Annotated in this window: 23 protein-coding genes and 1 pseudogene; 16 read left to right on the top strand and 8 right to left on the bottom strand. The window is 64.4% G+C overall.

Annotated elements, in window-relative coordinates; translation table 11 throughout:
• Nucleotides 1–10 precede the first annotated feature (10 nt).
• Complete coding sequence (locus NCR37_RS12765; protein ID WP_250473295.1) at nucleotides 11–634, top strand: glutathione S-transferase family protein; 624 nt, start codon at nucleotides 11–13, stop codon at nucleotides 632–634.
• A complete protein-coding gene (locus NCR37_RS12760) occupies nucleotides 631–1,893 on the top strand; it encodes a multifunctional CCA addition/repair protein (RefSeq protein ID WP_250473294.1) in 1,263 nt (420 codons plus the stop codon). The genes NCR37_RS12765 and NCR37_RS12760 overlap by 4 nt, the downstream gene beginning before the upstream one ends.
• An 851-nt stretch (nucleotides 1,894–2,744) precedes the next feature.
• Here the strand turns inward: NCR37_RS12760 and NCR37_RS12755 are convergent.
• Together NCR37_RS12755 and NCR37_RS12750 are read right to left on the bottom strand one after the other, a co-directional pair.
• Complete coding sequence (locus tag NCR37_RS12755; RefSeq protein WP_175940549.1) at nucleotides 2,745–2,939, bottom strand: DUF2905 domain-containing protein; 195 nt, start codon at nucleotides 2,937–2,939, stop codon at nucleotides 2,745–2,747.
• 10 nt (nucleotides 2,940–2,949) lie between these two features.
• Complete coding sequence (locus NCR37_RS12750) at nucleotides 2,950–4,155, bottom strand: class I SAM-dependent methyltransferase (RefSeq protein ID WP_250473293.1); 1,206 nt, start codon at nucleotides 4,153–4,155, stop codon at nucleotides 2,950–2,952.
• Between the two features lie 13 nt (nucleotides 4,156–4,168).
• Between NCR37_RS12750 and NCR37_RS12745 the strand changes: the two genes are divergently transcribed.
• The 7 genes and pseudogenes from NCR37_RS12745 to NCR37_RS12715 form a co-directional block, all read left to right on the top strand.
• On the top strand, nucleotides 4,169–5,038 hold the full coding sequence (locus tag NCR37_RS12745; protein ID WP_250473292.1) for an SDR family oxidoreductase: 870 nt from the start codon (nucleotides 4,169–4,171) through the stop codon (nucleotides 5,036–5,038).
• A gap of 30 nt (nucleotides 5,039–5,068) precedes the next feature.
• A complete protein-coding gene (locus NCR37_RS12740) occupies nucleotides 5,069–5,470 on the top strand; it encodes a dihydroneopterin aldolase (RefSeq protein ID WP_175938461.1) in 402 nt (133 codons plus the stop codon).
• Nucleotides 5,467–6,426 (top strand): tRNA 2-thiocytidine(32) synthetase TtcA, encoded by a 960-nt coding sequence (ttcA, locus tag NCR37_RS12735; protein WP_250473291.1) that lies wholly within the window; start codon nucleotides 5,467–5,469, stop codon nucleotides 6,424–6,426. Before NCR37_RS12740 ends, ttcA begins: the two co-directional genes overlap by 4 nt.
• A 97-nt stretch (nucleotides 6,427–6,523) precedes the next feature.
• Entirely contained in the window at nucleotides 6,524–7,885 is a 1,362-nt protein-coding gene (glmU, locus tag NCR37_RS12730; protein WP_250473290.1) for a bifunctional UDP-N-acetylglucosamine diphosphorylase/glucosamine-1-phosphate N-acetyltransferase GlmU, read from the top strand.
• Nucleotides 7,886–7,960: 75 nt separating this feature from the next.
• Complete coding sequence (gene glmS, locus NCR37_RS12725; protein WP_250473289.1) at nucleotides 7,961–9,778, top strand: glutamine--fructose-6-phosphate transaminase (isomerizing); 1,818 nt, start codon at nucleotides 7,961–7,963, stop codon at nucleotides 9,776–9,778.
• Nucleotides 9,779–10,330: 552 nt separating this feature from the next.
• Nucleotides 10,331–11,116, top strand: coding sequence for a 2-dehydro-3-deoxyglucarate aldolase (gene garL, locus NCR37_RS12720; protein WP_206467188.1), 786 nt, complete (start codon nucleotides 10,331–10,333; stop codon nucleotides 11,114–11,116).
• Between the two features lie 16 nt (nucleotides 11,117–11,132).
• Nucleotides 11,133–12,065 (top strand): annotated as a pseudogene (locus NCR37_RS12715) (2-hydroxy-3-oxopropionate reductase); the annotation flags it as partial.
• 226 nt (nucleotides 12,066–12,291) lie between these two features.
• On the opposite strand, the gene NCR37_RS12710 reads toward NCR37_RS12715, so the two are convergent.
• The 3 genes from NCR37_RS12710 to NCR37_RS12700 all read right to left on the bottom strand — a co-directional run bounded on the left by NCR37_RS12710 (nucleotide 12,292) and on the right by NCR37_RS12700 (nucleotide 13,872).
• Nucleotides 12,292–13,119, bottom strand: coding sequence for a DUF72 domain-containing protein (locus NCR37_RS12710; RefSeq protein ID WP_250473287.1), 828 nt, complete (start codon nucleotides 13,117–13,119; stop codon nucleotides 12,292–12,294).
• A 104-nt stretch (nucleotides 13,120–13,223) separates the two neighbouring features.
• The gene (locus NCR37_RS12705) at nucleotides 13,224–13,490 is read right to left on the bottom strand and encodes a cupin domain-containing protein (protein WP_250473286.1); all 267 of its coding nucleotides are present in this window, start codon (nucleotides 13,488–13,490) and stop codon (nucleotides 13,224–13,226) included.
• Between the two features lie 100 nt (nucleotides 13,491–13,590).
• Complete coding sequence (locus tag NCR37_RS12700; RefSeq protein ID WP_250473285.1) at nucleotides 13,591–13,872, bottom strand: hypothetical protein; 282 nt, start codon at nucleotides 13,870–13,872, stop codon at nucleotides 13,591–13,593.
• 297 nt (nucleotides 13,873–14,169) lie between these two features.
• Here NCR37_RS12700 and arsC point away from each other — a divergent pair, with 297 nt between their 5' ends.
• The 3 genes from arsC (at nucleotide 14,170) to NCR37_RS12685 (ending at nucleotide 15,552) form a co-directional block, all read left to right on the top strand.
• Nucleotides 14,170–14,592 (top strand): arsenate reductase (glutaredoxin), encoded by a 423-nt coding sequence (arsC, locus tag NCR37_RS12695; RefSeq protein ID WP_175938337.1) that lies wholly within the window; start codon nucleotides 14,170–14,172, stop codon nucleotides 14,590–14,592.
• A gap of 116 nt (nucleotides 14,593–14,708) precedes the next feature.
• Nucleotides 14,709–15,017 carry a hypothetical protein gene (locus NCR37_RS12690; protein WP_250473284.1) on the top strand — a complete coding sequence of 103 codons (309 nt, stop codon included), beginning with the start codon at nucleotides 14,709–14,711 and terminating at the stop codon, nucleotides 15,015–15,017.
• Between the two features lie 136 nt (nucleotides 15,018–15,153).
• On the top strand, nucleotides 15,154–15,552 hold the full coding sequence (locus NCR37_RS12685) for a RidA family protein (protein WP_250473283.1): 399 nt from the start codon (nucleotides 15,154–15,156) through the stop codon (nucleotides 15,550–15,552).
• A gap of 18 nt (nucleotides 15,553–15,570) precedes the next feature.
• Here the strand turns inward: NCR37_RS12685 and NCR37_RS12680 are convergent, their stop codons facing one another.
• Nucleotides 15,571–16,170 carry an alpha-ketoglutarate-dependent dioxygenase AlkB family protein gene (locus NCR37_RS12680; protein WP_250473282.1) on the bottom strand — a complete coding sequence of 200 codons (600 nt, stop codon included), beginning with the start codon at nucleotides 16,168–16,170 and terminating at the stop codon, nucleotides 15,571–15,573.
• 131 nt (nucleotides 16,171–16,301) lie between these two features.
• Here NCR37_RS12680 and NCR37_RS12675 point away from each other — a divergent pair, with 131 nt between their 5' ends.
• Nucleotides 16,302–16,694: a response regulator gene (locus NCR37_RS12675; RefSeq protein WP_250473281.1), complete on the top strand. Its 393-nt coding sequence runs from the start codon at nucleotides 16,302–16,304 to the stop codon at nucleotides 16,692–16,694.
• A gap of 22 nt (nucleotides 16,695–16,716) precedes the next feature.
• On the opposite strand, the gene NCR37_RS12670 is transcribed toward NCR37_RS12675, so the two are convergent.
• Nucleotides 16,717–17,526 carry an endonuclease/exonuclease/phosphatase family protein gene (locus tag NCR37_RS12670; protein WP_206467178.1) on the bottom strand — a complete coding sequence of 270 codons (810 nt, stop codon included), beginning with the start codon at nucleotides 17,524–17,526 and terminating at the stop codon, nucleotides 16,717–16,719.
• A gap of 42 nt (nucleotides 17,527–17,568) precedes the next feature.
• A complete protein-coding gene (locus NCR37_RS12665) occupies nucleotides 17,569–18,099 on the bottom strand; it encodes a hypothetical protein (protein WP_250473280.1) in 531 nt (176 codons plus the stop codon).
• 352 nt (nucleotides 18,100–18,451) lie between these two features.
• On the opposite strand from NCR37_RS12665, the gene NCR37_RS12660 reads away from it, so the two are divergent.
• From NCR37_RS12660 to NCR37_RS12650, 3 genes are all read left to right on the top strand, one after another.
• Nucleotides 18,452–19,429 carry an AAA family ATPase gene (locus NCR37_RS12660; RefSeq protein ID WP_250473279.1) on the top strand — a complete coding sequence of 326 codons (978 nt, stop codon included), beginning with the start codon at nucleotides 18,452–18,454 and terminating at the stop codon, nucleotides 19,427–19,429.
• A gap of 184 nt (nucleotides 19,430–19,613) precedes the next feature.
• Nucleotides 19,614–20,714: an NAD(P)/FAD-dependent oxidoreductase gene (locus NCR37_RS12655; protein WP_250473278.1), complete on the top strand. Its 1,101-nt coding sequence runs from the start codon at nucleotides 19,614–19,616 to the stop codon at nucleotides 20,712–20,714.
• Nucleotides 20,715–20,834: 120 nt separating this feature from the next.
• A complete protein-coding gene (locus tag NCR37_RS12650; RefSeq protein WP_248320668.1) occupies nucleotides 20,835–21,149 on the top strand; it encodes a high-potential iron-sulfur protein in 315 nt (104 codons plus the stop codon).
• Nucleotides 21,150–21,182: the final 33 nt, after the last annotated feature.

The raw sequence follows: 21,182 nt of genomic DNA, 5'->3' as shown, positions 1-21,182 counted from the left end.
CTTCGACCGCATGAAACTCGTTATTGGCGACAAGAATTCGTCTTCCTGGTCCATGCGTCCCTGGGTGCTGCTCAGGCATTTCGGCATTCCGTTCGATGAAGCGCTCATCCGGCTCGGCGAGCCCGGCACCAAGGCGAAGATTCTCGATGTGACGCCATCGGGCAAAGTGCCGTGCCTGATCACCGATAGCGGCGAGACCGTGTGGGAATCGCTCGCCATCATGGAAACGCTTGCCGAGCGGTATCCGCAGCATGCGCTCTGGCCGCGCGAAGCCGCCGCTCGCGCGCACGCCCGCAGCATCAGCGCGGAGATGCATGCGGGCTTCGCCGACCTGCGCCAGAACATGCCGATGCACATCACGACGCGCGAGCCCGGCATCGGCGCGACGCCCGGCGCGCTCGCGGATATCGCGCGGATCGATGCGATCTGGACCGGCTGTCTCGCGCAGTCGGGCGGGCCGTTCCTGTTCGGCGATTTCTGCATAGCGGACGCGATGTTCGCGCCCGTGGTCATGCGCTTCAACTCGTATGCGCCCGCCATCAGCGAAGGCGCGCGAGAGTACTCGGCTCGCGTGACGGCGCTGCCGGCCGTGGCCGCGTGGATCGATGATGCAAGGAAGGACAACGCGCGATGAATATTTACGCGGTAGGCGGCGCGATCCGCGACGCGTTGCTGGGCGTGCCGGTGGTGGACCGCGATTACGTGGTCGTCGGCGCGACGCCCGAACAGATGGTCGCGCAAGGGTACAAGCCGGTCGGCAAGGACTTTCCGGTGTTCCTGCATCCGGTGACGCACGAGGAATACGCGCTCGCGCGGACCGAGCGCAAGACGGCGGCGGGCTATCACGGCTTTCAGTTCTACTATTCGCCGGATGTGACGCTGGAGGAAGACTTGGCGCGGCGCGATCTCACGATCAACGCGATGGCGCGCGAGGTCAACGCGGCAGGCGAGCTGACCGGTCCGGTGATCGACCCGTTCGACGGACAGGGCGACCTCAGCGCGAAGCGTTTCCGGCATGTGGGCGATGCGTTCATTGAAGATCCAGTGCGCATACTTCGGCTTGCGCGGTTTGCGGCGCGTTTCGCGGACTTCACCGTCGCGCCGGACACGGAAGCGTTGATGAAGAAGATGGTCGAAGCCGGCGAAGTCGATGCGCTCGTTCCCGAGCGCGTGTGGCAGGAGATTTCGCGCGGGCTGATGGAGAAGCGGCCGTCGCGCATGTTCGAGGTGCTGCGCGGCTGCGGCGCGCTCGCGCGGATTCTGCCGGAGGTGGATGCGCTGTGGGGCGTCCCGCAGCGCGCCGACTATCACCCGGAAGTGGACACGGGCGTGCATGTGATGATGGTGGTCGACTATGCGGCCTCGCAGGGCTATGCGCTGCCGGTTCGCTTTGCCGCGCTCACGCACGATCTGGGCAAGGCGACGACGCCGGACGATATCTTGCCGCGGCATCTCGGGCACGAGGGACGCAGCGTCGATTTGCTGAAGCCGTTGTGCGAGCGCTTGCGCGTGCCGAACGAATGCCGCGATCTGGCGATGCTCGTTGCGCGTGAGCACGGCAATATTCATCGCGTGATGGACATGGGCGCGGCGGCGCTCGTGCGGCTTTTCGAACGCACCGATGCACTGCGCAAGCCGGCGCGCTTTGCCGAGGCGCTACAGGCGTGTCTTGCCGATGCGCGCGGGCGGCTGGGGCTCGAGCAGAAGGCGTATCCGCAGGCGGAGCGGCTGCGGGAGACGCTCGTGGCGGCGCGGTCGGTCGATGCCGGGGCTGTGGCGCAGCGGTTTGCGCATGAGCCTTCGCGGATCAAGGATGCGGTGCATGAGGCGAGGGTGGAGGCGGTCGGGCGGGTGTTGAGCGGGGGGCGCTCGGGGGCACTTTGTTCTTCTTGAACTTTGGGTTTGGCTTGGGCGAGTGGTGCGCTCTGATTTGGGCGGTCTTTACGCCGTAACGCTCGGTGTGCTCTTTCTTTAATGAAACTTGTATTCGTGTCGGTCTATTGGCGTTGCCCCTCCCCGGGGCGGGGGTCACTTTCTTTGCTGCTGCAAAGAAAGTAACCAAAGAAAGCAGCTTTTTTCTTGGCCCGCAGCAGCAAGAGCGTGGTCACTCCGCAGAAAAGCATTGGCACTCAGCTTCAATCAACCTTGAATCACCCTCCACGCCCACTGAGCACCACGTCCTCCGAGCCCCTTGGCTCGATAAAACCAGTGGGGCACTTCGCGTCACTAAACAACGAAATCAACGAGAACTCCTACCCTAGGCACGTTCGGACTCGACGCGTATGCCCGCGCTTGTCGCCGATGGCGATTCTTTGCGGATCCTGTTGACCGTCGGCAAGTGGCTTGGCTTGGCACGACTTTGCCTTTGCCTTTGCCTTGGCCTTGGCCTTGGCCTTGGCACGCGTCAATTTTAGGCACAGCGGTTGTGTCCTGTTGGTTTTATCGAGCCGAGGGGCTCGGAGGACGTGGCGGACAGCGGGCGCGGAGGGTGATTCAGGGTTGATTCAAGCTGAGTGCCGATGCTTCTCTGCGAAGTGACCACGCTCTAGATGCTGCGGGCCAGAAAAAAAGCTGCTTTCTTTGGTTACTTTCTTTGCAGCAGCAAAGAAAGTGACCCCCGCCCCGGGGAGGGGCAACGCCAATAGACCGACACGAATACAAGTGTCACGAAAAAAAGCAGCAGAAGACCGAGCGCGATAGCGGAGCCTGCCGAGCCGAGCCGCGCCGCGCCGAAAGGCAAAAAATCAGAGCGCCCGCGCAATCAAAGAAAGCAGAATAGAAATGACCACCGTAGACATAAACGGAAACGAGTACTCCCGCCCAAAAATCCGCAAAGTAAAATCCCCGGGCAACCGCCCGATGCCAAACTTCCTGAGCCACGGCATCGACCCGGAAAGAATCGCAAGCGCGATAAACGTCGTGACCACCCAGCGAATCATGACTGCGGCCTCATAGCGCGTGCGAACGATCGCCCGCAGCGAAGGCATCGAGCGTCCCTTCGATGCCGCGCGAGAACGCGATTACCTTGAATAGCTCGCCCATCTCGGCTTCCGAGAGCAGCTTCTGCACCGCATTCGCCGCAGGCAGAAATCGCTTCACGTCCGCAGGATCGAGCGCGCTGAGCACATCGGTGATGCCGGCATTCATCAGAAACCGCGCCTGCGACGTGAAGCCGAGCAGATCCGCGCCCGTTTCCACGCCGGCCTCCGCGATGCCCGTGAACTCGACGTGCGCCGTCAAATCCTGCAATCCCGGATAAAGGAACGGGTCCGCATGCGCGCGATGCCGGTAATGACACATCAACGTGCCCGTCGCGCGCTGCGCGTGATAGAACTCGCGCCGCGGAAAGCCATAGTCGATGAAAAACGCCGCGCCGCGCGTGAGCATCGTGCAAACCGTCTTCGTGAACGCGAGCGCGGCCTCGTGCGTCTCCGTCAGGTATTCGGTGAATGGCTCGTCGTCGTTCGCTTCGTCGATGGCCGCGTCGATCAGTTCGATCTGCGCATCCGGCGTGACCGCGCGATCATCGAAAGCGAAGCCTTCGTTCTCGATTACCACGCCGCGTTCGTGCCACGCGCCCAGCTTGCGCACGACGAGACGCACCGGCATCGCGTCCAGCACTTCATTGCCGATCACCACGCCTTCGAACGCATCGGGCAGCGCGTCCAGCCATTCGACCTTCGCGGCCTGAGCAGGCGCTTGCGCCTGAATCGTCGCGCGTTGACGCTCGCGCAGTTCGCCTGACAGATCGACGATCGCGTAACCGTCTATCTCTACGCCGAGGTCGGCGAGCGCCGTCAGCAAACCCGCCGCGAGCTTGCCCGTGCCCGCGCCGAATTCCATCACGCGCCGCGTGCCGCTTTCCTGCAAAGCCTGCGCGATGGGTCGCGCGAGCGTCGTCGCAAAGAGCGGCGACAGCTCGGGCGCGGTGATGAAGTCGCTGCCATCGTCGGCGCGACGGCCGAATTTCATGGCGCCGCCGCTGTAGTAGCCGAGGCCGGGCGCGTAAAGCGCGAGTTCCATGTACTGGTCGAACGGCAGCCAGCCGCCCGCCGCCGCGATGCGTTCTCGGATCGCCCGCGTCAGCGCGGCCGATTGCGCGAGCGCGTCGGGGCCGGGAGCAGGTAAACTATCGGTTGGTCGATTCGGATTCATCCCAGTATTGTAAATGAGCGCCTCCACGCCGCTTTCTCCCGCCAATTCGCCGTCTTCGGGCGCGAATGCGCCTTTCTCGCCGGCGTCATCCACGCAGCGCGGACGCGCCGTGCTCGTGACGGGCGCCGGAAAGCGCATCGGGCGGGGCATCGCGCTGGAATTCGCGCGGCAAGGCTGGGACGTCGGCGTGCATTACGGCCGCTCGGAGCAGGAAGCGCGCGAAACGGTCGCGCAAATCGAATCGCTCGGGCGGCGCGCGGTTGCGCTGAACGCGGATCTCCGCATCGAAGCCGAAGTCGCGCGGCTCGTGCCGGCGTGCGTCGAAACCTTCGGCGCTCTGCATTGCGTCGTGAATTGCGCATCGCGTTTCGATGAAGACACCGCCGCCGACTTCGGCTACGCGAAGCTCATGCAGATGACCGCCGTCAACGTCGCCGCGCCGCTCACGCTGGCGCGCACGCTGCACGAAGCCACGCCCGATGCCGCTGAAGACGACGAATCGCTGCGCGCCGTGGTCATCAACGTGCTCGACCAGAAGCTGTACAACATGAACCCGGATTACCTGTCGTACACGCTGACGAAGGCGGCGCTCGACACGGCTACCGTCGCGCTCGCGCAGGCGCTCGCGCCGAAACTGCGCGTGGTCGGGCTGGCGCCGGGCCTCACGCTGATCTCGGCCGCGCAGACGCCCGAATCGTTCGAAGCGGCGCATCGCGTGACGCCGCTCAAGCGCGCATCGACCGTTGCGGACGTGGCGCAGGCCGCCTGCTATCTGGCGAACGCGCACGGCGTGACCGGCACGACGCTCGTGGTCGATGGCGGCCAGCATCTCGTGCCGAGCCCGCGCGACGTGATGTACATGATCGGCGCGGAAAAAATCTGAACCGCGCCGCGATAACTATTGGATAACGCCATGCTTGCCGCACTTTCTCATCCCCGGCTGACCGATTGCCGGCGGCTTTTCCTGCGCAACTACGAAGTGCGCATCAATATCGGCGTGCATGACTTCGAAAAGCGCGGCGAGCAGCGCGTGGTGTTCAACGTCGAGCTGTTCGTGCCGCTCGCGCTGTCCACGCCCGTCGCGGACAAGCTCTCCGAAGTGGTCGATTACGACTTCATGCGCTCGACCATCGCGGCGCGCGTGAATCGCGGCCACATCCATCTACAGGAAACGCTGTGCGACGACGTCGCCGCCGCCTTGCTCGCGCATCCGAACGTGCGCGCGGTCGCGGTATCGACGCAAAAGCCCGATGTCTATCCCGACTGCGACGCCGTGGGCGTCGAAGTCTTTCGCATCAAAGAGGAACGAGCATGAACGCGCGTGAAGCCATGGAGCACGCAGCAGAAGAGAAGCCCGCGCGCGAGGCGTTGACCAGGCGCGAGCAGAAGGAAGCGTACGAGAACAATAAGCTCTTCAAGCGGATCGTGCGTCAGGTCGGGCAGGCAATCGGCGACTTCAACATGATCGAGCAGGGCGACAAGGTCATGGTCTGCCTGTCCGGCGGCAAGGACAGCTACGCGATGCTCGATATCCTCATGCGCCTGCGCGAGCGCGCGCCGATCGACTTCGATATCGTCGCCGTCAATCTCGATCAGAAGCAGCCGGGTTTTCCGGAGCACGTGCTGCCCGAGTATTTAGCCAGGCTCGACATTCCGTTTCACATCGAGAATCAGGACACGTACAGCATCGTCAAGCGGCTGGTGCCGGAAGGCAAGACGACGTGTTCGCTGTGCTCGCGGCTGCGGCGCGGCATTCTGTATCGCGTGGCGGGCGAACTCGGCGCGACGAAGATCGCGCTCGGGCATCATCGCGACGACATTCTGCAAACGCTTCTGCTCAACATGTTCTACGGCGGCAAGCTGAAGGGCATGCCGCCCAAGCTGCAATCCGACGACGGCAAGAACGTGGTGATCCGTCCGCTCGCGTACGTCAAGGAAACGGACCTGGAAAAGTTCGCCGAACTGCGCGAATTTCCCATCATTCCGTGCAACCTGTGCGGCAGTCAGCCGAACCTGAAGCGCGCCGAAATGAAGGCGCTGATTCGCGAGTGGGACAAGCGTTTTCCGGGGCGCGTCGAGAACATGTTCAATGCGCTCTCGAAGGTGGTGCCGTCGCATCTGATGGATCCGGCGCTCTTTCCGTTCGCGAGCCTGCGGGCCACCGGCGAGGCCGATCCGCAAGGCGATATCGCGTTCGACGAAGAACCGTGCGCAAGCGAACCGTCAGCATCGCGAAACGCCATTTCAATTGTCCAGTTCGACGATCTGTGAAAGCCCGTAGCACGAGACGCGGCGCGGCTTTCGCACGCATTTTCGAAAAAGTTCGCATGCTATATTGGCGCGACCTGAAACCTGCAGAACTCAAGCGATGAACATCGTGATTCTGGCTGCCGGCATGGGCAAGCGCATGCGCTCCGCCCTGCCGAAAGTCCTTCATCCTCTGGCGGGCCGGCCGCTCCTCGCGCATGTCATCGACACGGCGCGAACGCTTTCGCCCACGCGCCTCGTCGTGGTGATCGGACACGGCGCCGAGAAGGTGCGCGAAGCCGTCGGCGCGCCCGACGTGCAATTCGCCGTGCAGGAGCAGCAGCTCGGCACGGGACACGCCGTGCAGCAGGCGCTGCCGCTTCTGGATTCCTCGGTGCCGACGCTCGTTTTGTACGGCGACGTGCCGCTCACGCGCGCGAGCACGCTGAAGCGTCTGCTCGATGCCGCCAGCAGCGAACGCTACGGCGTGCTGACCGTGACGGTGGACGATCCGACCGGCTACGGGCGCATCGTGCGCGACGCGGGCGGCGCGGTGCGAAAGATCGTCGAGCAGAAAGACGCGAGCGAAGCGGAGCGGCGCATCACCGAGATCAACACGGGCATCGTCGTTTCCCCGACGCGCACGCTCGAACAATGGCTCGCGTCGCTGAAGAACGACAACGCGCAGGGCGAGTTCTATCTGACGGACGTCGTCGAGCGCGCGATCGAAGCGGGCGTCGAAGTTGTCACCGCGCAGCCGGACGCCGAGTGGGAAACGCTCGGCGTGAACAGCAAGGTTCAACTGGCCGAACTGGAGCGCATCCATCAGCGTAACGTCGCGTATGCGCTGCTGGAAGCGGGCGTGACGCTCGCCGATCCTGCGCGCATCGACGTGCGCGGCACGCTCGAATGCGGCGCGGACGTGTCTATCGACGTCAACTGCGTGTTCGAAGGCCGCGTGACGCTTGGCGACAACGTGAGCATCGGGCCGAACTGCGTGATTCGCGATGCGTCGATCGGCGCGGGAACGCGCGTCGATGCGTACACGCATATCGAAGGCGGCACCGCCGGCGCGAACGTCGTGCTCGGACCGTACGCGCGGCTGCGTCCGGGCGCCGTGCTCGGCGACGAAGCGCATGTCGGCAATTTCGTGGAAGTGAAGAACGCCGTGATGGGCCGCGGCTCGAAGGCGAACCACCTCACTTATATCGGCGATTCGGATATCGGTGCGCGCGTCAACGTGGGCGCGGGCACGATCACCTGCAATTACGACGGCGCGAACAAGCATCGCACCGTGATCGGCGACGACGTGTTCATCGGCTCGGATACGCAGCTCGTGGCGCCGGTGCGCGTCGGGCGCGGCGTGACCATCGCGGCGGGCACGACCGTCTGGAAGGATGTCGGCGAAGGCGAACTGGTGCTGAACGAAAAGCACCAGGTCAGCAAGACGGGCTACATCCGGCCGACCAAAAAGAAAGTGTGAAGCGCGCGAGGCCGGGCCGGAAGGCTCGGCTTTTTTTCATTGTGCGTTCGGTTTTGACATCAAAGGAATAACGACATGTGCGGAATTGTCGGCGCGGTTGCGCAACGGAATATCGTCTCGGTGCTCGTCGAAGGATTGCGGCGGCTCGAATATCGCGGCTACGACTCGTGCGGCGTGGCTGTGCTGAGCAACGGCGAGCCGCGCCGGGCGCGCAGCGTCGCGCGCGTGTCGGATCTCGACGCGCAAGTGCGGGAAACGGGCATCGGCGGCATGACGGGCATTGCGCACACCCGCTGGGCGACGCACGGCGCGCCGGTCACCGACAACGCGCACCCGATCTTTTCGCGCGATACCGTCGCGCTGGTGCATAACGGGATCATCGAGAACTACGAGTCGCTGCGCGCGACGCTGCGCGACAAGGGCTATGAGTTCGTGTCGCAGACGGATACCGAGGTCATCGCGCATCTGATTCACAGCATGTATCGCGGCGATCTGTTCCAGACCGTGCGCGAGGCCGTCAAGCAACTGCACGGCGCGTACGCCATCGCGGTGATGCATAAGGATCAGCCGCATACGGTCGTGGGCGCGCGCCAGGGTTCGCCGCTCGTCGTGGGCGTGGGCCAGGGAGAGAACTTCCTGGCATCGGACGCGCTCGCGCTCGCCGGCAGCACCGACCGCTTCGCGTTTCTGGAAGAAGGCGATGTCGTCGAAATCTCGCTCGACGGCGTGAAGATCGCCGACCGCGACGGCTTGCCCGCCGAGCGCGAAGTGCGCGTCGTGACGGCTTATGGCGGCGCGGTGGAGCTCGGGCCGTATCGCCATTTCATGCAGAAGGAGATTTTCGAGCAGCCGCGCGCAATCACGGACACCATTCCGCAAGCCGACAGTTTCGAGCCGCGTCTCTTCGGCGAGGAAGCGGGCGACGTGTTCTCGGGCATCGACAGTCTCCTGATTCTCGCGTGCGGCACGAGCTATTACTCGGGGCTGACGGCGAAGTACTGGCTCGAATCCATCGCGAAGATTCCGACGCAAGTCGAGATTGCGAGCGAGTACCGGTATCGCGAGTCGGTGCCGAATCCGAAGGCGCTGGTTGTCGTCATCTCGCAGTCGGGCGAAACCGCCGATACGCTCGCCGCGCTCAAGCACGCGCAATCGCTCGGGCACGCGCATACGCTCGCCGTCTGCAACGTAGGGACGAGCGCGATGGTGCGCCAGACGGAACTCGCGTTTCTGACGCACGCGGGGACCGAAATCGGCGTGGCGTCGACCAAGGCGTTCACGACGCAGCTTGTCGGCCTGTTCGTGCTCGCGGTGACCCTGGCGAAGATGCGCGGCCGCGTCGATGCGAAGCAGGAAGCGGCGTATCTCGGTCAGTTGCGTCATTTGCCTGCGGCGCTCAATAGCGTGCTGGCGCTGGAGCCGCAGATTATCGCGTGGTCAGAAGAGTTCGCGCGCAAGGAGAATGCGCTGTTCCTTGGCCGCGGGCTGCATTACCCGATCGCGCTCGAAGGCGCGCTGAAGCTGAAGGAGATTTCGTATATCCACGCGGAAGCGTACCCGGCCGGCGAACTGAAGCACGGGCCGCTCGCGCTCGTGACCGAGGCGATGCCGGTCGTGACCGTCGCGCCGAACGACGCGCTGTTGGAGAAGCTGAAGTCGAACATGCAGGAAGTGCGGGCGCGTGGCGGCGAGCTTTATGTGTTCGCGGATGCGGACACGCGCATCGTCAGCGAAGACGGCATTCATGTGATCCGCATGCCTGAGCACTACGGGGCGCTGTCGCCGATCCTGCACGTCGTGCCGCTGCAATTGCTCGCGTATCACACGGCTTGCGCGCGCGGTACGGATGTCGACAAGCCGCGCAATCTGGCGAAGTCGGTGACGGTGGAGTGAGTTGGTTTCGTCGGCTCGAAAGCTCGAAAGCGTCTCCTCGGAGGCGCTTTTTTTTAACCGCCGACTATGTCGCTGTGGACAACCCTGTGACCACCGCACCGCGAAACCTGTTCGCCGTTTCTGCATAAGTCTGCGCCCCGTCGAACGCGCTGAAAGTTGTCCTCTCGTCGCGCCGAAAACTTCGTTGCCATACCGAAGTTGTTTACTTCGCAAGTGTCTGACGCGAAACGCGCGAAGCCGGTTATCCACTGTTTCATGGGAGGCTTGTTAACTACTACCACGTATACACATGCGATCCTTTTGTTTACTTAGACGCGCGGTTGGGCTGCTGAGAACACAGGCTTGCAGCAAAGAAGCGGGGACGGCGCCATCAAAGGTCAAAATAAGACGTCATACAACATTCGAGCGTGCGAGGCCTTGGTAGGCTGGCAGCAGTGCGGGTTAACTCGACTGTTTCAGGAACTAAAAGCGACGGTACTATAGATAAGACGTCAGACAACCATATCCCGGACGCCAACATCCGGAAGCGCGCAGCCACCTCAAGGAGGCACCATGCCGTCGTCGACCCCGTACCAACCGTTGCCCAACGCCTTCAGGACTTCTCTGCGCGCCCGCGAGAAGCTCATCGGCTGCTGGGCGTCGCTGGCAAGTCCGATCGTCACGGAACTGCTCGGCGTCGTCGGCTTCGACTGGATGCTGCTCGATGCCGAGCACGCGCCCAACGACACGCTCACGCTCATTCCGCAACTGATGTCGCTCAAGGACAGCGTGAGCGCGCCGGTCGTGCGGCCGCCCGCGAATGAGCCCGTGGGGATCAAGCGGCTGCTCGACGCCGGCTTCGTCAATTTCCTGATTCCGTTCGTCGACAGCGCCGCCGACGCCGCGCGCGCGGTCGCCGCGACGCGCTATCCGCCCGAGGGGATTCGCGGCGTCTCGGTCGGACATCGCGGGAACCGCTACGGCACGGTCGCGGATTACTTCAAAATGGCGAACGACAATATCAGCGTCGCCGTGCAGATCGAGAGCCGCGCAGCCGTCGATGCCATCGACGAGATCGCGGCCGTAGACGGCGTCGATGCGCTTTTCGTCGGTCCGTCGGATCTTGCTGCCGCGTACGGTCAGCTCGGCAACGCGAACCATCCGGACGTGCAGGCGGCCATCGCGCACGTCTTCGAGCGGGCGCACGCGGCCGGCAAGGCGAGCGGCATTCTCGCGCCCGTGCAGCAGGACGCCGAGCGTTATCTGTCGATGGGCTGTACGCTCGTCGCAGTGTGCGCCGATCTCGGCATGCTCAGAAACGCGGCGCAGGCCGTGAAGAAACACTTCATCGCAGAATAGGGCGCGAGCAGCACGCGCGCCCGACCGGAACCCGAATACAAGGAGCAGATTCATGACGACGAAAGCAGGCTTTATCGGTCTCGGCATCATGGGGCATCCCATGGCGGCGAATCTCGTCAAGAACGGCGTGGAGCTGGCCGCGTTCACGCGCAGCGGCGTGCCGGCCGAGCTGACGCAGGCTGGCGCCACCGCGTGCAACAGCCCGGGGGAAGTCGCGCAGAATGCCGACATCGTGTTCCTCATGGTGCCGGACACGCCCGATGTGGAGCGCGTGCTCTTCGGCGAGAACGGCGTCGCGGGGTCGCTGCGTGCCGGTCAGATCGTCGTGGACATGAGCTCGATCTCGCCGATCGCGACGCGCGAGTTCGCCGCGAAAGTTCGCGAGCGCGGCGCGGATTATCTGGATGCGCCCGTGTCCGGCGGCGAAGTCGGCGCGAAAGCGGCATCGCTCACGATCATGGTCGGCGGCGCGCAGGCCACGTTCGACAAGGTCAAGCCGCTCTTCGACATGATGGGCAAGAACGTCTCGCTGATCGGTGATGTCGGAGCCGGACAGGTCTGCAAGGTCGCGAACCAGGTGATCGTCGCGGCGACCATCGAGGCGGTCGGCGAGGCGCTCCTGCTCGCGTCGAAAGCCGGCGTCGATGCGGAGAAGGTTCGCACGGCGTTGATGGGCGGTTTCGCCTCGTCGCGGATTCTCGAAGTCCACGGCGAGCGGATGACCAAACGCACGTTCAATCCGGGCTTTCGGATCGAACTGCATCAGAAGGATTTGAATCTGGCGCTCTCGACGGCGCAATCGCTCGGCGTCTCGCTGCCGAACACGGCGACGTGCCAGGCGCTCTTCAACGCGTGCGCGGCGCACGGCGGCAAGGCGTGGGATCACTCTGGGATGGTGCGGGCGCTCGAGCTTCTGGCGAACCACGAGATCGGGCAGGGAGCGAAGTAAGGGCGCTTTGGCGCGAGTGTCCGCCCGAGTTGCGCATCGTGCCGCTGGAACGTGTCAGGTCGGCAGCGGTGTTGCCGGGCGTCGGCGAAAGCGAGGGTCGTCCGGCGTCAGGCGGGCGCGCCTGATCGCCCGCGCAACGCAGGTGCGCAACGACGGAATCGCCATGCCGCGACGCCTCGTTTCATGCGCCGTGAATGCGCCGTGAATGCGCCCCCGCCCGCTTGAGCTACGCCGCCCGCTTCAACCGCTCGATGAGCGCCATTGCGGCGGCAGGATTAGCGGCCTTATGCCCGCTGATGACGTAGAGATAAACATCGCGCGCCGACGCCTTCGACGGCGCCTTGCCGACCATCTGCAAGTCCTCCGGCGCACCGCCCGCCGCCCATTGCGTCGCGCGCGCGGCCCAGCGATCGAGCGCCGCCTTCGAGTAGCCGAGCTTTTGCTTCTCGGTCGTGCCCATGATGCGCGCGTAGACGAACGGCGCCGTGATATCCGCTATCTGCGGATACGTCGAATCGCCCGCCACCACCACGGCAATACCGTACTTCCTGAGCAGCGCGACGAAAGCGGCATCGGCGAAACTCTCGTGCCGCACTTCCACGGCATGACGAATCGCCCGGCCTTCGACGGTGGCCGGCAACAGCTTCAGAAAGCTCTCGAAGTCCTCAGGATCGAAGTGCTTGGTGGGCGCGAACTGCCAGTTGATCGCGCCGAGCTTGTCCTGCAGTTCGAGCACGCCGCTCGCGAAGAAGCGTTCGATGGAATCGCCCGCCTCGGCCAGCACGCGGCGATTCGTGGCATAGCGCGGCGCCTTCAGCGAAAACACGAAGTCGTCGGGCGTTTCGTCGCGCCACTTGGCGAACGTGTCGGGCTTCTGCAAACGGTAGAACGTGCCGTTGATCTCGATGCTCGTGAGCGCGCGGCTCGCGTATTCGAGCTCGCGCTTGTGCGTGAGACCTTCGGGATAGAACGTGCCGCGCCACGGCTCGAAGTCCCATCCGCCGATACCGACACGAATGCGTGCCGCGTTCTCCGTCTTCTTCGTCGCCGCCATCGGGCCTCTCCGGTCGCATGCAAGATCGCTGAATGACACGAGTGTAGCGAACCCTTCGCGAACCGGCATCGAAGCGGCACGAGCGTGCGCCGCGCGGCTTGGCGCTATTTGCGACCGACGAGATAGCTCACGCCTTGCGGCCCGTATTGTTCGGAATGCTCGACGTTCGCCGGCAGATGAAAGACATCGCCCGCGCGATACAGCCGCGCCTCGCCGCCGACGCACAAGGTGATTTCTCCTTCGACGATGAGCGCCTTCGCTTCGAACGGATGTGCGTGAAGGTCGAGCGAGACGTCCGGTTCGCGCGTGACCGTCACGACTTCGTGAAAGCCTTCGGCGGAAAGCTGGGCGAGGAACGCGTCGCGGAGCATGAGGGCGGTCTTCGCTGGGAGAGTGAGAAGGGGCGCGTCCGCGTGGACGAAAAGACGCGCCCTCGATGCACCGATGCACCGATGCAAGCGCAAGCGTTTGTCAGTTGCCGAAGAAGATGTCGCACTGCGGGCCACGCGTGCACGGCTTCGAGATCGCGTCGCGGCGCATGGTGGCCGAGCCGGTATCGCTGCGCGTGGAGGAAACGCCGCCGTAGGACATGTCGCCGGTCTGGCTTTGGGTGTCGGCGGACTGCGTCCACGTGTCGGGCGTGGCCTGGCCCGGCACCTGTGCGGTCCGATAGTAGCTTTGCTGCGCCGAGGCAACGCCCGCGGTAGCAAGCAACGAGGCGGCGACGGCCGCCATGACGAGACGTGATTTCATGTTGTGCTCCTTGATAGTGACACGCTGGCGCGCGGGCCGCGCATCGGTATCGCGCGGTGCCGGCGCTGGCGCAATGACTCGCGGCACGGTGTCATGTCGCTGCATCGCGTTCAGCAACCTGCGCGCCGCACGCAATTCAAGTTATAGGCCGCGTTTTTCCAATGAACAGCAGATTCGCTTATACGCTCGCGATCCGGTCGGCGACATGACGCGACGCAGACGCGCACGACATGCTCCGTGTACGCGCCGCGACTGCGGCCCTAGAATGCGAGCATCCACAGTCACACGGAGCGCGCCATGACCGTCACCATCTATCACAACCCGAAGTGCGGCACCTCGCGCAATACGCTTGCGCTGATCCGCAACGCGGGCATCGAGCCGAACGTCGTCGAATATCTGACGGCGCCGCCGAGCCGCGAGACGCTCGTCGCGCTGATCGCCCGTTCGGGCCTCAGCGTGCGCGAGGCGCTGCGCGAAAAGGGCACGCCCTACGCGGAACTCGGGCTCGACGATCCGTTGCTCAGCGACGATCAACTCATCGACGCGATGCTCGCGCATCCGATTCTCATCAACCGGCCGTTCGTCGATACGCCGCTCGGCGCGCGGCTGTGCCGGCCGTCGGAACTCGTGATCGACCTGCTGCCTTCGCCGCAGAAGGGACCGTTCGCGAAGGAAGACGGCGAAGTAATCATCGACGAGACTGGCAAGCGCGTGCGCTAGCGCTCCATGCCGTTACTTCGCGTTACCTTTCTGGCATCGCTGTTGCACCTGTGTCAGGCGTCGCTCTCTAGACTGCATCTGACTCACACGGCACTCGGTGCAGGGAGGAAAGCGAAATGAAAAAGAAACTTCTTGGTACGGTTATCGGGCTCGCAGGCATGGCGGCGCTGGCCGCGTCGGCATCGGCGTCCGCACACGTCGACGTCGCAGTGGGCATCGGCGTGCCGGCCTACGGGGTGCCTTACTACGCGCCGGCGCAGCCGGTGTACGTGCAGCCGGCGGTGCCCGTCGCGTACGGATACGGCTATGGCGATGGCGGCGACCGCTGGCGCGAGCGCGCATGGCGTGAGCGGCGCGAATGGCGCGAGCACGAATGGCGGCGCGAGCGGCGCGAAGAGCGCTGGCACGATCGCCACGGCTGGTAATGGATGACGCTACGGGATGACGCGGCGGGCCGAAGGGTTCGCCGCGTTCTTGTTTGCGGCGCGTCGGCAGTCCTTCCTGCAAGCCGCGTCAATTTTGACGCGCTAACGTAGCGGACCCTGCACTCGATACCACGCCATGAGCCATCCACCCAAATTCTCGATGATCGACGGCGCGCCGACGCCCGTCGGCCCGTTCTCGCACGCGGCCGAAGCCGACGGCTGGGTGTTTCTCACCGGCCAGATGCCGACCGATCCCGACGACGACAGCGCGCCGCTGCCCGAAGGCGTCGCGGCACAAACGCGGCGCGTGATGAACAACCTGATTCTCGTTTTGACCGGCCTCGGCCTGACGCTCGATCACGTCGTGAGCGCGCGCATCTTCCTGACGGAGTTCAAACGCGACTACGACGCGATGAACGCCGTCTACCGATCGTACTTCCAGCCGAAGCCGTTGCCGGCGCGCACCTGTGTCGGCGTGACGGGGCTCGCGCGCGATGCGCTCGTGGAGATCGACTTCATCGCGCGGCGGCCTTGATCGTGCCGTCTGCGCGGCTCACTTGCGGGCTTTCGACGCGTCCACCCAGCGAAACGTGAGATTGATGCGCTCGCCGCGCGCGCCCGGCTCTTTCGGCAGGCGATGCACCCATTCCTGCTGCGTGCGTCCGCGCATGACGAGGAGGCTGCCGTGCGTGAGCGAAAGCGCATGCGTGGCGTGCGTGCGGGCGTGGCGGAATTCGAATGTGCGCGTCGCGCCCAGACTCACCGATGCGATTACCGGCTCCGGGCCGAGCTCGCGCTCCTTGTCGGCGTGCCAGCCCATGCTGTCCTGCCCGCCGCGGTATCGGTTGATGAGCACGCTGTTGAAGCGCGCACCGCACGTGGCTTGCGCGGCGTCGCGTAACTGAGCGACGGCGGGCGTCCACGGCTGCGGCACGTTGCGGATGCCCGAATAGACGTAGACCGCGTCGGGCTCGCCTTGCCACGCGGTGAGGCGCGGCAGCGGCACGCGGCCGCCCGGCGTGTTCATGGTGTCCTGCTGCCAGCGCACTTCGTCGATCAGCGCGGCCATCAGGTCGGAGCCGGCGTCCGCGTCGATCCAGTCCGGATGCCACGCGATATCGGGCTTGGGAATGTCGTCGAAGAGATCGAACATGGCAGTGCGGGTGCAGCCGAAAGAATCACGATAGCAGAGCCGTCGCGCGGCGGCATTGCGGTCTCTTCTGTCCGACCGTGCCGCATGTGCTACAGTCGGCCGACTATCTCATTAAGATGCGAAAACTGCGCATGACTTTCAACGCCGAAACGAATCACGGCGCGCTGGGCCGCCGTATCCTCCTCGTCGATGACAGCGCCGATGCGGCTTTCGCCCTGTCGATGCTGCTGGAGGCGCTCGGCCACCAAGTGCGCACCGAGTCCGACGGCGTGTGCGCGCTCGACTCCATCGACGACTTCCGGCCGGACGTCGTGGTGCTGGATATCGGCTTGCCGGGCATGAACGGGCTCGACGTGGCGCGCGAGATGCGCAAACGCGATGCGACCCGCGACGCGCTTCTGCTCGCGCTCACCGGCTACGGCAGCGCGGAGGACCGGCAGACCGCGCTCGACGCCGGCTTCGATCATCATCTGACCAAGCCGGTTTCCATCAACGACCTCGAGGCGCTGCTCACGCGCCCCTGAGTTGCGTCCTTGAGCGGCCGTTTCAATCCGCTATGCGCAGCTTTGCCATATAAGGCAAGTGATCCGACAGCCAAGCGGTATCCTGCGTCGGCACAATCCACTGGACCGGCTTCAGACCGCGCACGAACATCTTGTCGAGCGCGAGCGCCGGCGAGAACGCCGGAAACGTGCGCCCCGATTCACCGAGCATCGTCGCCACTTCATTCATGCCGAGTTCGCCGAAAAGCGGCACCGAATCGTTGCGCCAGTCGTTGAAGTCGCCCGCCAGCACGAGCGGGCCTTCGGGCGCTTCCTTCGCGATCCAGTGCGCGATCCAGTTCATCTGACGCAGCCGCGCGGCGCGCGTGAGCGCGAGGTGCGCGCACAAGAGCGTGATTGCATGACCCGCGAAGGTCGCGCGCGCGACGAGCAGCCCGCGCTTCTCGAACCGATGCGCCGAGATGTCCCAGCGTCCGGACAGATCCAGCGGATGCGGCGAAAGGATCGCGTTGCCGTGCCGCCACGACGGCTTGAAGACGTTCGGCCCGAGCGCGATCTGCAGTTCGAGCGCGGTGGCGATTTCGGTGGCCTGGCAATGCCAGACATCGTCGAGCGGCGCGGAAAGCGGCTTGCCGAAGCCGCTTGCGAGCACCGGCTGCGGCAGCCGCCGCGCCATGGCTTCCTGAAGAAAGTAGACGTCCGCGTTGGTGGTCTGCACCCAGCGCTGCATTGCGTTCCATGCGCGCAGGCCGAGCGGCGAGCGACCCTTGTGCAGATTCCAGCTCACCGCCGTGAAATCCGGCGTGACCGCATTCGCGGACGGTGCTGGCGGAAGATGTTCTGGATTTCGCATGCGTTCGTTTTTGTGTGCGTGATGGCGCGGGCGTGGGCTATGTCACTGCGCCGGCGCGGACGGAGCCAGGCTCGCGCGCACCCGGTACAGCAGCGACGGATTGCTGTCGATGATCTGCCACTGCGCCCATTCGCCCGGTTTCAACACGAGGCCGGGATGCGACGCGGCGACCTGACGCGGTGTCGGCGGCACCTTGCAGCCCGAGGCCGACGTCTGCGATGCGTCGCTCTCCAGCGTTTCCTGCGCCTCGATGGCGAGCGTGATGTCGTCGGCGCTCGCGTGTGTCGGCGAAACCGTGAGCGTGCGTTGCAGGTCGATGTCGCCGGCCGGCTTGTCCGCGCAGCCGACGCGGTTCTGCACGATGTTGTGATGCGTATCGGTTTTCGCCTGGCCGACGTTCGTGGTGGCAGAGAAAGAGTCGATCTGCTGGCCGTCGCGCACCACTTGCAACTCCCAGTTGACCGGTTGCGGCGTGCTTTGCGCAAAAACGCCGTGGCTCGCAGCGAGACACGCGCAGGAGACGAGCGCGGATCCGATGAGACGGGCGAATGCGATGCGATTCGTTTTAGTCATTGAAAGCTTCTCCGGCGCTCGGGCTAATCGGATGGCAGCCGACGCGCGCAACTCACATGGCGCGGCGGCCGCCGAACGCGTGTTGCCCGGCGACTTCGTTCTGACAAGACAGACAGGGCGCGGTTCAGCGCATCAACAGATCATGTGAGGCCGCGTCCCGTCGATTCCAACCTCGCGGCTTGGTGAGCACGTTCCGAACCCGCCCGCCGCGGCATCGCGACGATGATACTCGCGTGCGCCGTCCGTGCCCGCTTTCTCAAAATTGGCAGCAGACGCCCGCGACTGCTCGCTTGCGCGTGATTCTTTCATCGATACACTGAACTCGTCGAAGCGAAAAAAGACGGGGTGCGACATGACGACGGCCGTGGTCAAACAAGAACTGGCAGTGGCGTCGTTCAGCAAGGTCTACAGTCTCGACGATGTCGAGGGCGCGCTGAACGATCTCTCCGAGGGCGCGAGCGAAGCCTTGCGCGCGACCTACGAAAAGATGCTGAAGGTGGGCAATCTGCGCTTCTGCGTGAAGCCCAACCGCATGCCTTCCATCGACGATCTCGCGGCATCGCTGCCGAATTTCGAAGAACCGCTCGACGATATCCGCAAGCAGATCGCGCTGTGCCTCGAAACCGACGACCGCCTCGAACTCATGCCGATGCTGCTGCTCGGCGAACCGGGCATCGGCAAGACGCACTTTGCGAAGCAGCTTTCGCGGCTGCTCGGCACGTCCTGCCACTATGTCGCGATGAGCTCGCTCACGGCGGGCTGGATTCTCTCGGGCGCGTCGTCGCAATGGCGCAATGCGAAGCCGGGCAAGGTCTTCGACGCGCTCGTGAACGGCAGCTACGCGAACCCCGTGATGACCGTCGATGAAATCGACAAGGCCACCGGCGACGCGCAATACGATCCGCTCGGCGCGCTCTACGCTTTGCTGGAACACGATACGGCGCAGAGCTTCATCGACGAATTCGCCGAGGTGCCGATCAACGCGGGCAATGTCGTGTGGATCGCCACGGCCAACGACGCGCGCGCGATTCCCGAGCCGCTTCTCAACCGCATGAACGTCTACGAGATTCCGGCGCCGGACCGCGAGGGCGCGCGGCGCATCGCGCAGGCTATCTACGCGGAAATTCGCGAGGCGCACGCCTGGGGCAGCCGCTTTCCCGAGACGCTCGGCGACGCGCCGCTCGATGCGCTCACGCAGGCGTCGCCGCGCGGCATGCGGCGCGCGATGTTGAACGCGTTCGGCAACGCGCGCATCGACGGCAGGCACCACGTCGAGGCGCGCGACATCGAACTGGACCGGCAATCGCGTCGCAAATTCATGGGCTTCTAGCCAGCTGCGGTTTCGCGATTTGCGATAAACGCCGTTGAACCGCGCTATTTTCAGCGTCTGGCGGCCAGATTCTTGCCTTTTTCCGAATTGCACCGGAAAACGCTGCTCGCTGCGTGCGTGATTGTGCGACGCGCAATAATCCCGCACGTAGAATAGGTCGCATCGAGAAGGCGCGGGCAAGGACATGGATCGGATCGAATGCGTGGTAATCGGGGCGGGCGTCGTCGGGCTCGCCATCGCGCGGGCGCTTGCGTTGCGCGGGCGTGAAGTGATGGTGCTGGAAGCGGGCGAAGCCATCGGCATCGGCACGAGTTCGCGCAACAGCGAGGTGATACACGCGGGCATCTACTATCCGCGCGGCTCGCTCAAGGCGGAACTGTGCGTGCGCGGGCGCGAAATGCTGTACGCGTTCTGCGAGGCGCATGGCGTGCCGCACCGGCAATGCGGAAAGCTGCTCGTGGCCACGGCGCGCAATCAGATTCCGCAGCTCGCGGCGATCGAGCAGAAGGGCGTCGAGAATCGCGTAGAAGGGCTCATGCGAATCAGCGGCGCACAGGCGCGGGACATGGAGCCGCAACTGCAATGCGTCGAAGCGGTGTATTCGCCGCGCACGGGCATTGTCGACAGTCATCAATACATGCTCGCGCTGCAGGGCGACGCGGAAAATCACGGCGCAGGCGTGGTGTTTCATACGCCGTTGGCAAGCATCGAGGCGCGCGAAGGCTGCTTTATCGTGGAGACGGGCGGGCAGGCGCCGGCGCGTTTCCGGGCGTCGTATCTGATCAACAGCGCGGGACTGCACGCGAACGACATCGCGCGGCGCATTCGCGGCCTCGACGACCGTCACGTGCCGCCGCTCTACTTCGCCAAGGGCAATTACTTCAGCGTGAGCGGACGCGCGCCCTTCGAGCGCCTCATCTATCCGATGCCGAACGAAGCGGGACTCGGCGTGCATCTGACAATCGATATGGGCGGGCAGGCGAAGTTCGGTCCCGACGTGGAATGGGTGCCGTCGATCAACTACGACGTCGATCCGCGCCGCGCCGATTCCTTCTATGCAGCCATTCGCGCGTATTGGCCCGGCTTGCCCGACGGCGCGCTGCAACCGGCGTACGCCGGCATTCGGCCGAAGCTCTCCGGTCCCGGCCAGGCGGCGGCGGATTTCATGATCCAGGGCAAATCGGCGCATGGCGTGCCGGGGCTCGTGAACCTGTTCGGCATGGAATCGCCGGGGCTGACAGCGTCGCTCGCCATTGGCGAACGGGTCGCCGACATGTTGCGCTGAGCGTTCCTTAGCGCTTATCTCCGACATTTGTCCTCATCGAAACGCTTGTGTGTTGTTATGCTCGGGCATCGCCGTCGTAAGAACGGCGCTTTCCCCCAATACAACATGGAGCGAGTCACCATGAAGACATCCCGTCGCACATTTCTGATGACGAGCGTAGGCGTTGCGTCGACGCTTGCGCTCGGCTCGCGCGTCGCTTTCGCCGATGCGCCGAAGGTCGAGGAAAGCGACCCGACCGCGCAGGCGCTCGGCTACAAGATGGACGCGAGCAAGGTCGACAAGGCCAAGTTCCCGAAGTACGCAGCGGGCCAGGATTGCGGCAACTGCCAGTTCTATCAGGGCAAGGCGTCCGATCCGTTCGCGCCGTGTCCGATGTTCGGCGGCAAGCAGGTCGCCGCGAAGGGCTGGTGCAGCGCCTACGCGAAGAAGGCCTGAGCTAGAACCGACGACCCCGACGAAGCGCGCCCG

It is taken from the genome of Caballeronia sp. GAFFF1 (genome assembly GCF_023630705.1).
Taxonomy (GTDB): Bacteria; Pseudomonadota; Gammaproteobacteria; order Burkholderiales; family Burkholderiaceae; genus Caballeronia.
Note: the sequence above shows the minus strand (reverse complement) of the source record. Positions and strands in the feature narration are given on the sequence as shown.

Bases quoted from the DNA above. Each gene is read 5' to 3' on its own strand.
- NCR37_RS12765 (WP_250473295.1), top strand. From the start codon at position 11: ATGAAACTCGTTATTGGCGACAAGAATTCGTCTTCCTGGTCCATGCGT.
- NCR37_RS12760 (WP_250473294.1), top strand. From the start codon at position 631: ATGAATATTTACGCGGTAGGCGGCGCGATCCGCGACGCGTTGCTGGGC.
- NCR37_RS12755 (WP_175940549.1), bottom strand. From the start codon at position 2,939: ATGATTCGCTGGGTGGTCACGACGTTTATCGCGCTTGCGATTCTTTCC.
- NCR37_RS12750 (WP_250473293.1), bottom strand. From the start codon at position 4,155: ATGAATCCGAATCGACCAACCGATAGTTTACCTGCTCCCGGCCCCGAC.
- NCR37_RS12745 (WP_250473292.1), top strand. From the start codon at position 4,169: ATGAGCGCCTCCACGCCGCTTTCTCCCGCCAATTCGCCGTCTTCGGGC.
- NCR37_RS12740 (WP_175938461.1), top strand. From the start codon at position 5,069: ATGCTTGCCGCACTTTCTCATCCCCGGCTGACCGATTGCCGGCGGCTT.
- ttcA (WP_250473291.1), top strand. From the start codon at position 5,467: ATGAACGCGCGTGAAGCCATGGAGCACGCAGCAGAAGAGAAGCCCGCG.
- glmU (WP_250473290.1), top strand. From the start codon at position 6,524: ATGAACATCGTGATTCTGGCTGCCGGCATGGGCAAGCGCATGCGCTCC.
- glmS (WP_250473289.1), top strand. From the start codon at position 7,961: ATGTGCGGAATTGTCGGCGCGGTTGCGCAACGGAATATCGTCTCGGTG.
- garL (WP_206467188.1), top strand. From the start codon at position 10,331: ATGCCGTCGTCGACCCCGTACCAACCGTTGCCCAACGCCTTCAGGACT.
- NCR37_RS12710 (WP_250473287.1), bottom strand. From the start codon at position 13,119: ATGGCGGCGACGAAGAAGACGGAGAACGCGGCACGCATTCGTGTCGGT.
- NCR37_RS12705 (WP_250473286.1), bottom strand. From the start codon at position 13,490: ATGCTCCGCGACGCGTTCCTCGCCCAGCTTTCCGCCGAAGGCTTTCAC.
- NCR37_RS12700 (WP_250473285.1), bottom strand. From the start codon at position 13,872: ATGAAATCACGTCTCGTCATGGCGGCCGTCGCCGCCTCGTTGCTTGCT.
- arsC (WP_175938337.1), top strand. From the start codon at position 14,170: ATGACCGTCACCATCTATCACAACCCGAAGTGCGGCACCTCGCGCAAT.
- NCR37_RS12690 (WP_250473284.1), top strand. From the start codon at position 14,709: ATGAAAAAGAAACTTCTTGGTACGGTTATCGGGCTCGCAGGCATGGCG.
- NCR37_RS12685 (WP_250473283.1), top strand. From the start codon at position 15,154: ATGAGCCATCCACCCAAATTCTCGATGATCGACGGCGCGCCGACGCCC.
- NCR37_RS12680 (WP_250473282.1), bottom strand. From the start codon at position 16,170: ATGTTCGATCTCTTCGACGACATTCCCAAGCCCGATATCGCGTGGCAT.
- NCR37_RS12675 (WP_250473281.1), top strand. From the start codon at position 16,302: ATGACTTTCAACGCCGAAACGAATCACGGCGCGCTGGGCCGCCGTATC.
- NCR37_RS12670 (WP_206467178.1), bottom strand. From the start codon at position 17,526: ATGCGAAATCCAGAACATCTTCCGCCAGCACCGTCCGCGAATGCGGTC.
- NCR37_RS12665 (WP_250473280.1), bottom strand. From the start codon at position 18,099: ATGACTAAAACGAATCGCATCGCATTCGCCCGTCTCATCGGATCCGCG.
- NCR37_RS12660 (WP_250473279.1), top strand. From the start codon at position 18,452: ATGACGACGGCCGTGGTCAAACAAGAACTGGCAGTGGCGTCGTTCAGC.
- NCR37_RS12655 (WP_250473278.1), top strand. From the start codon at position 19,614: ATGGATCGGATCGAATGCGTGGTAATCGGGGCGGGCGTCGTCGGGCTC.
- NCR37_RS12650 (WP_248320668.1), top strand. From the start codon at position 20,835: ATGAAGACATCCCGTCGCACATTTCTGATGACGAGCGTAGGCGTTGCG.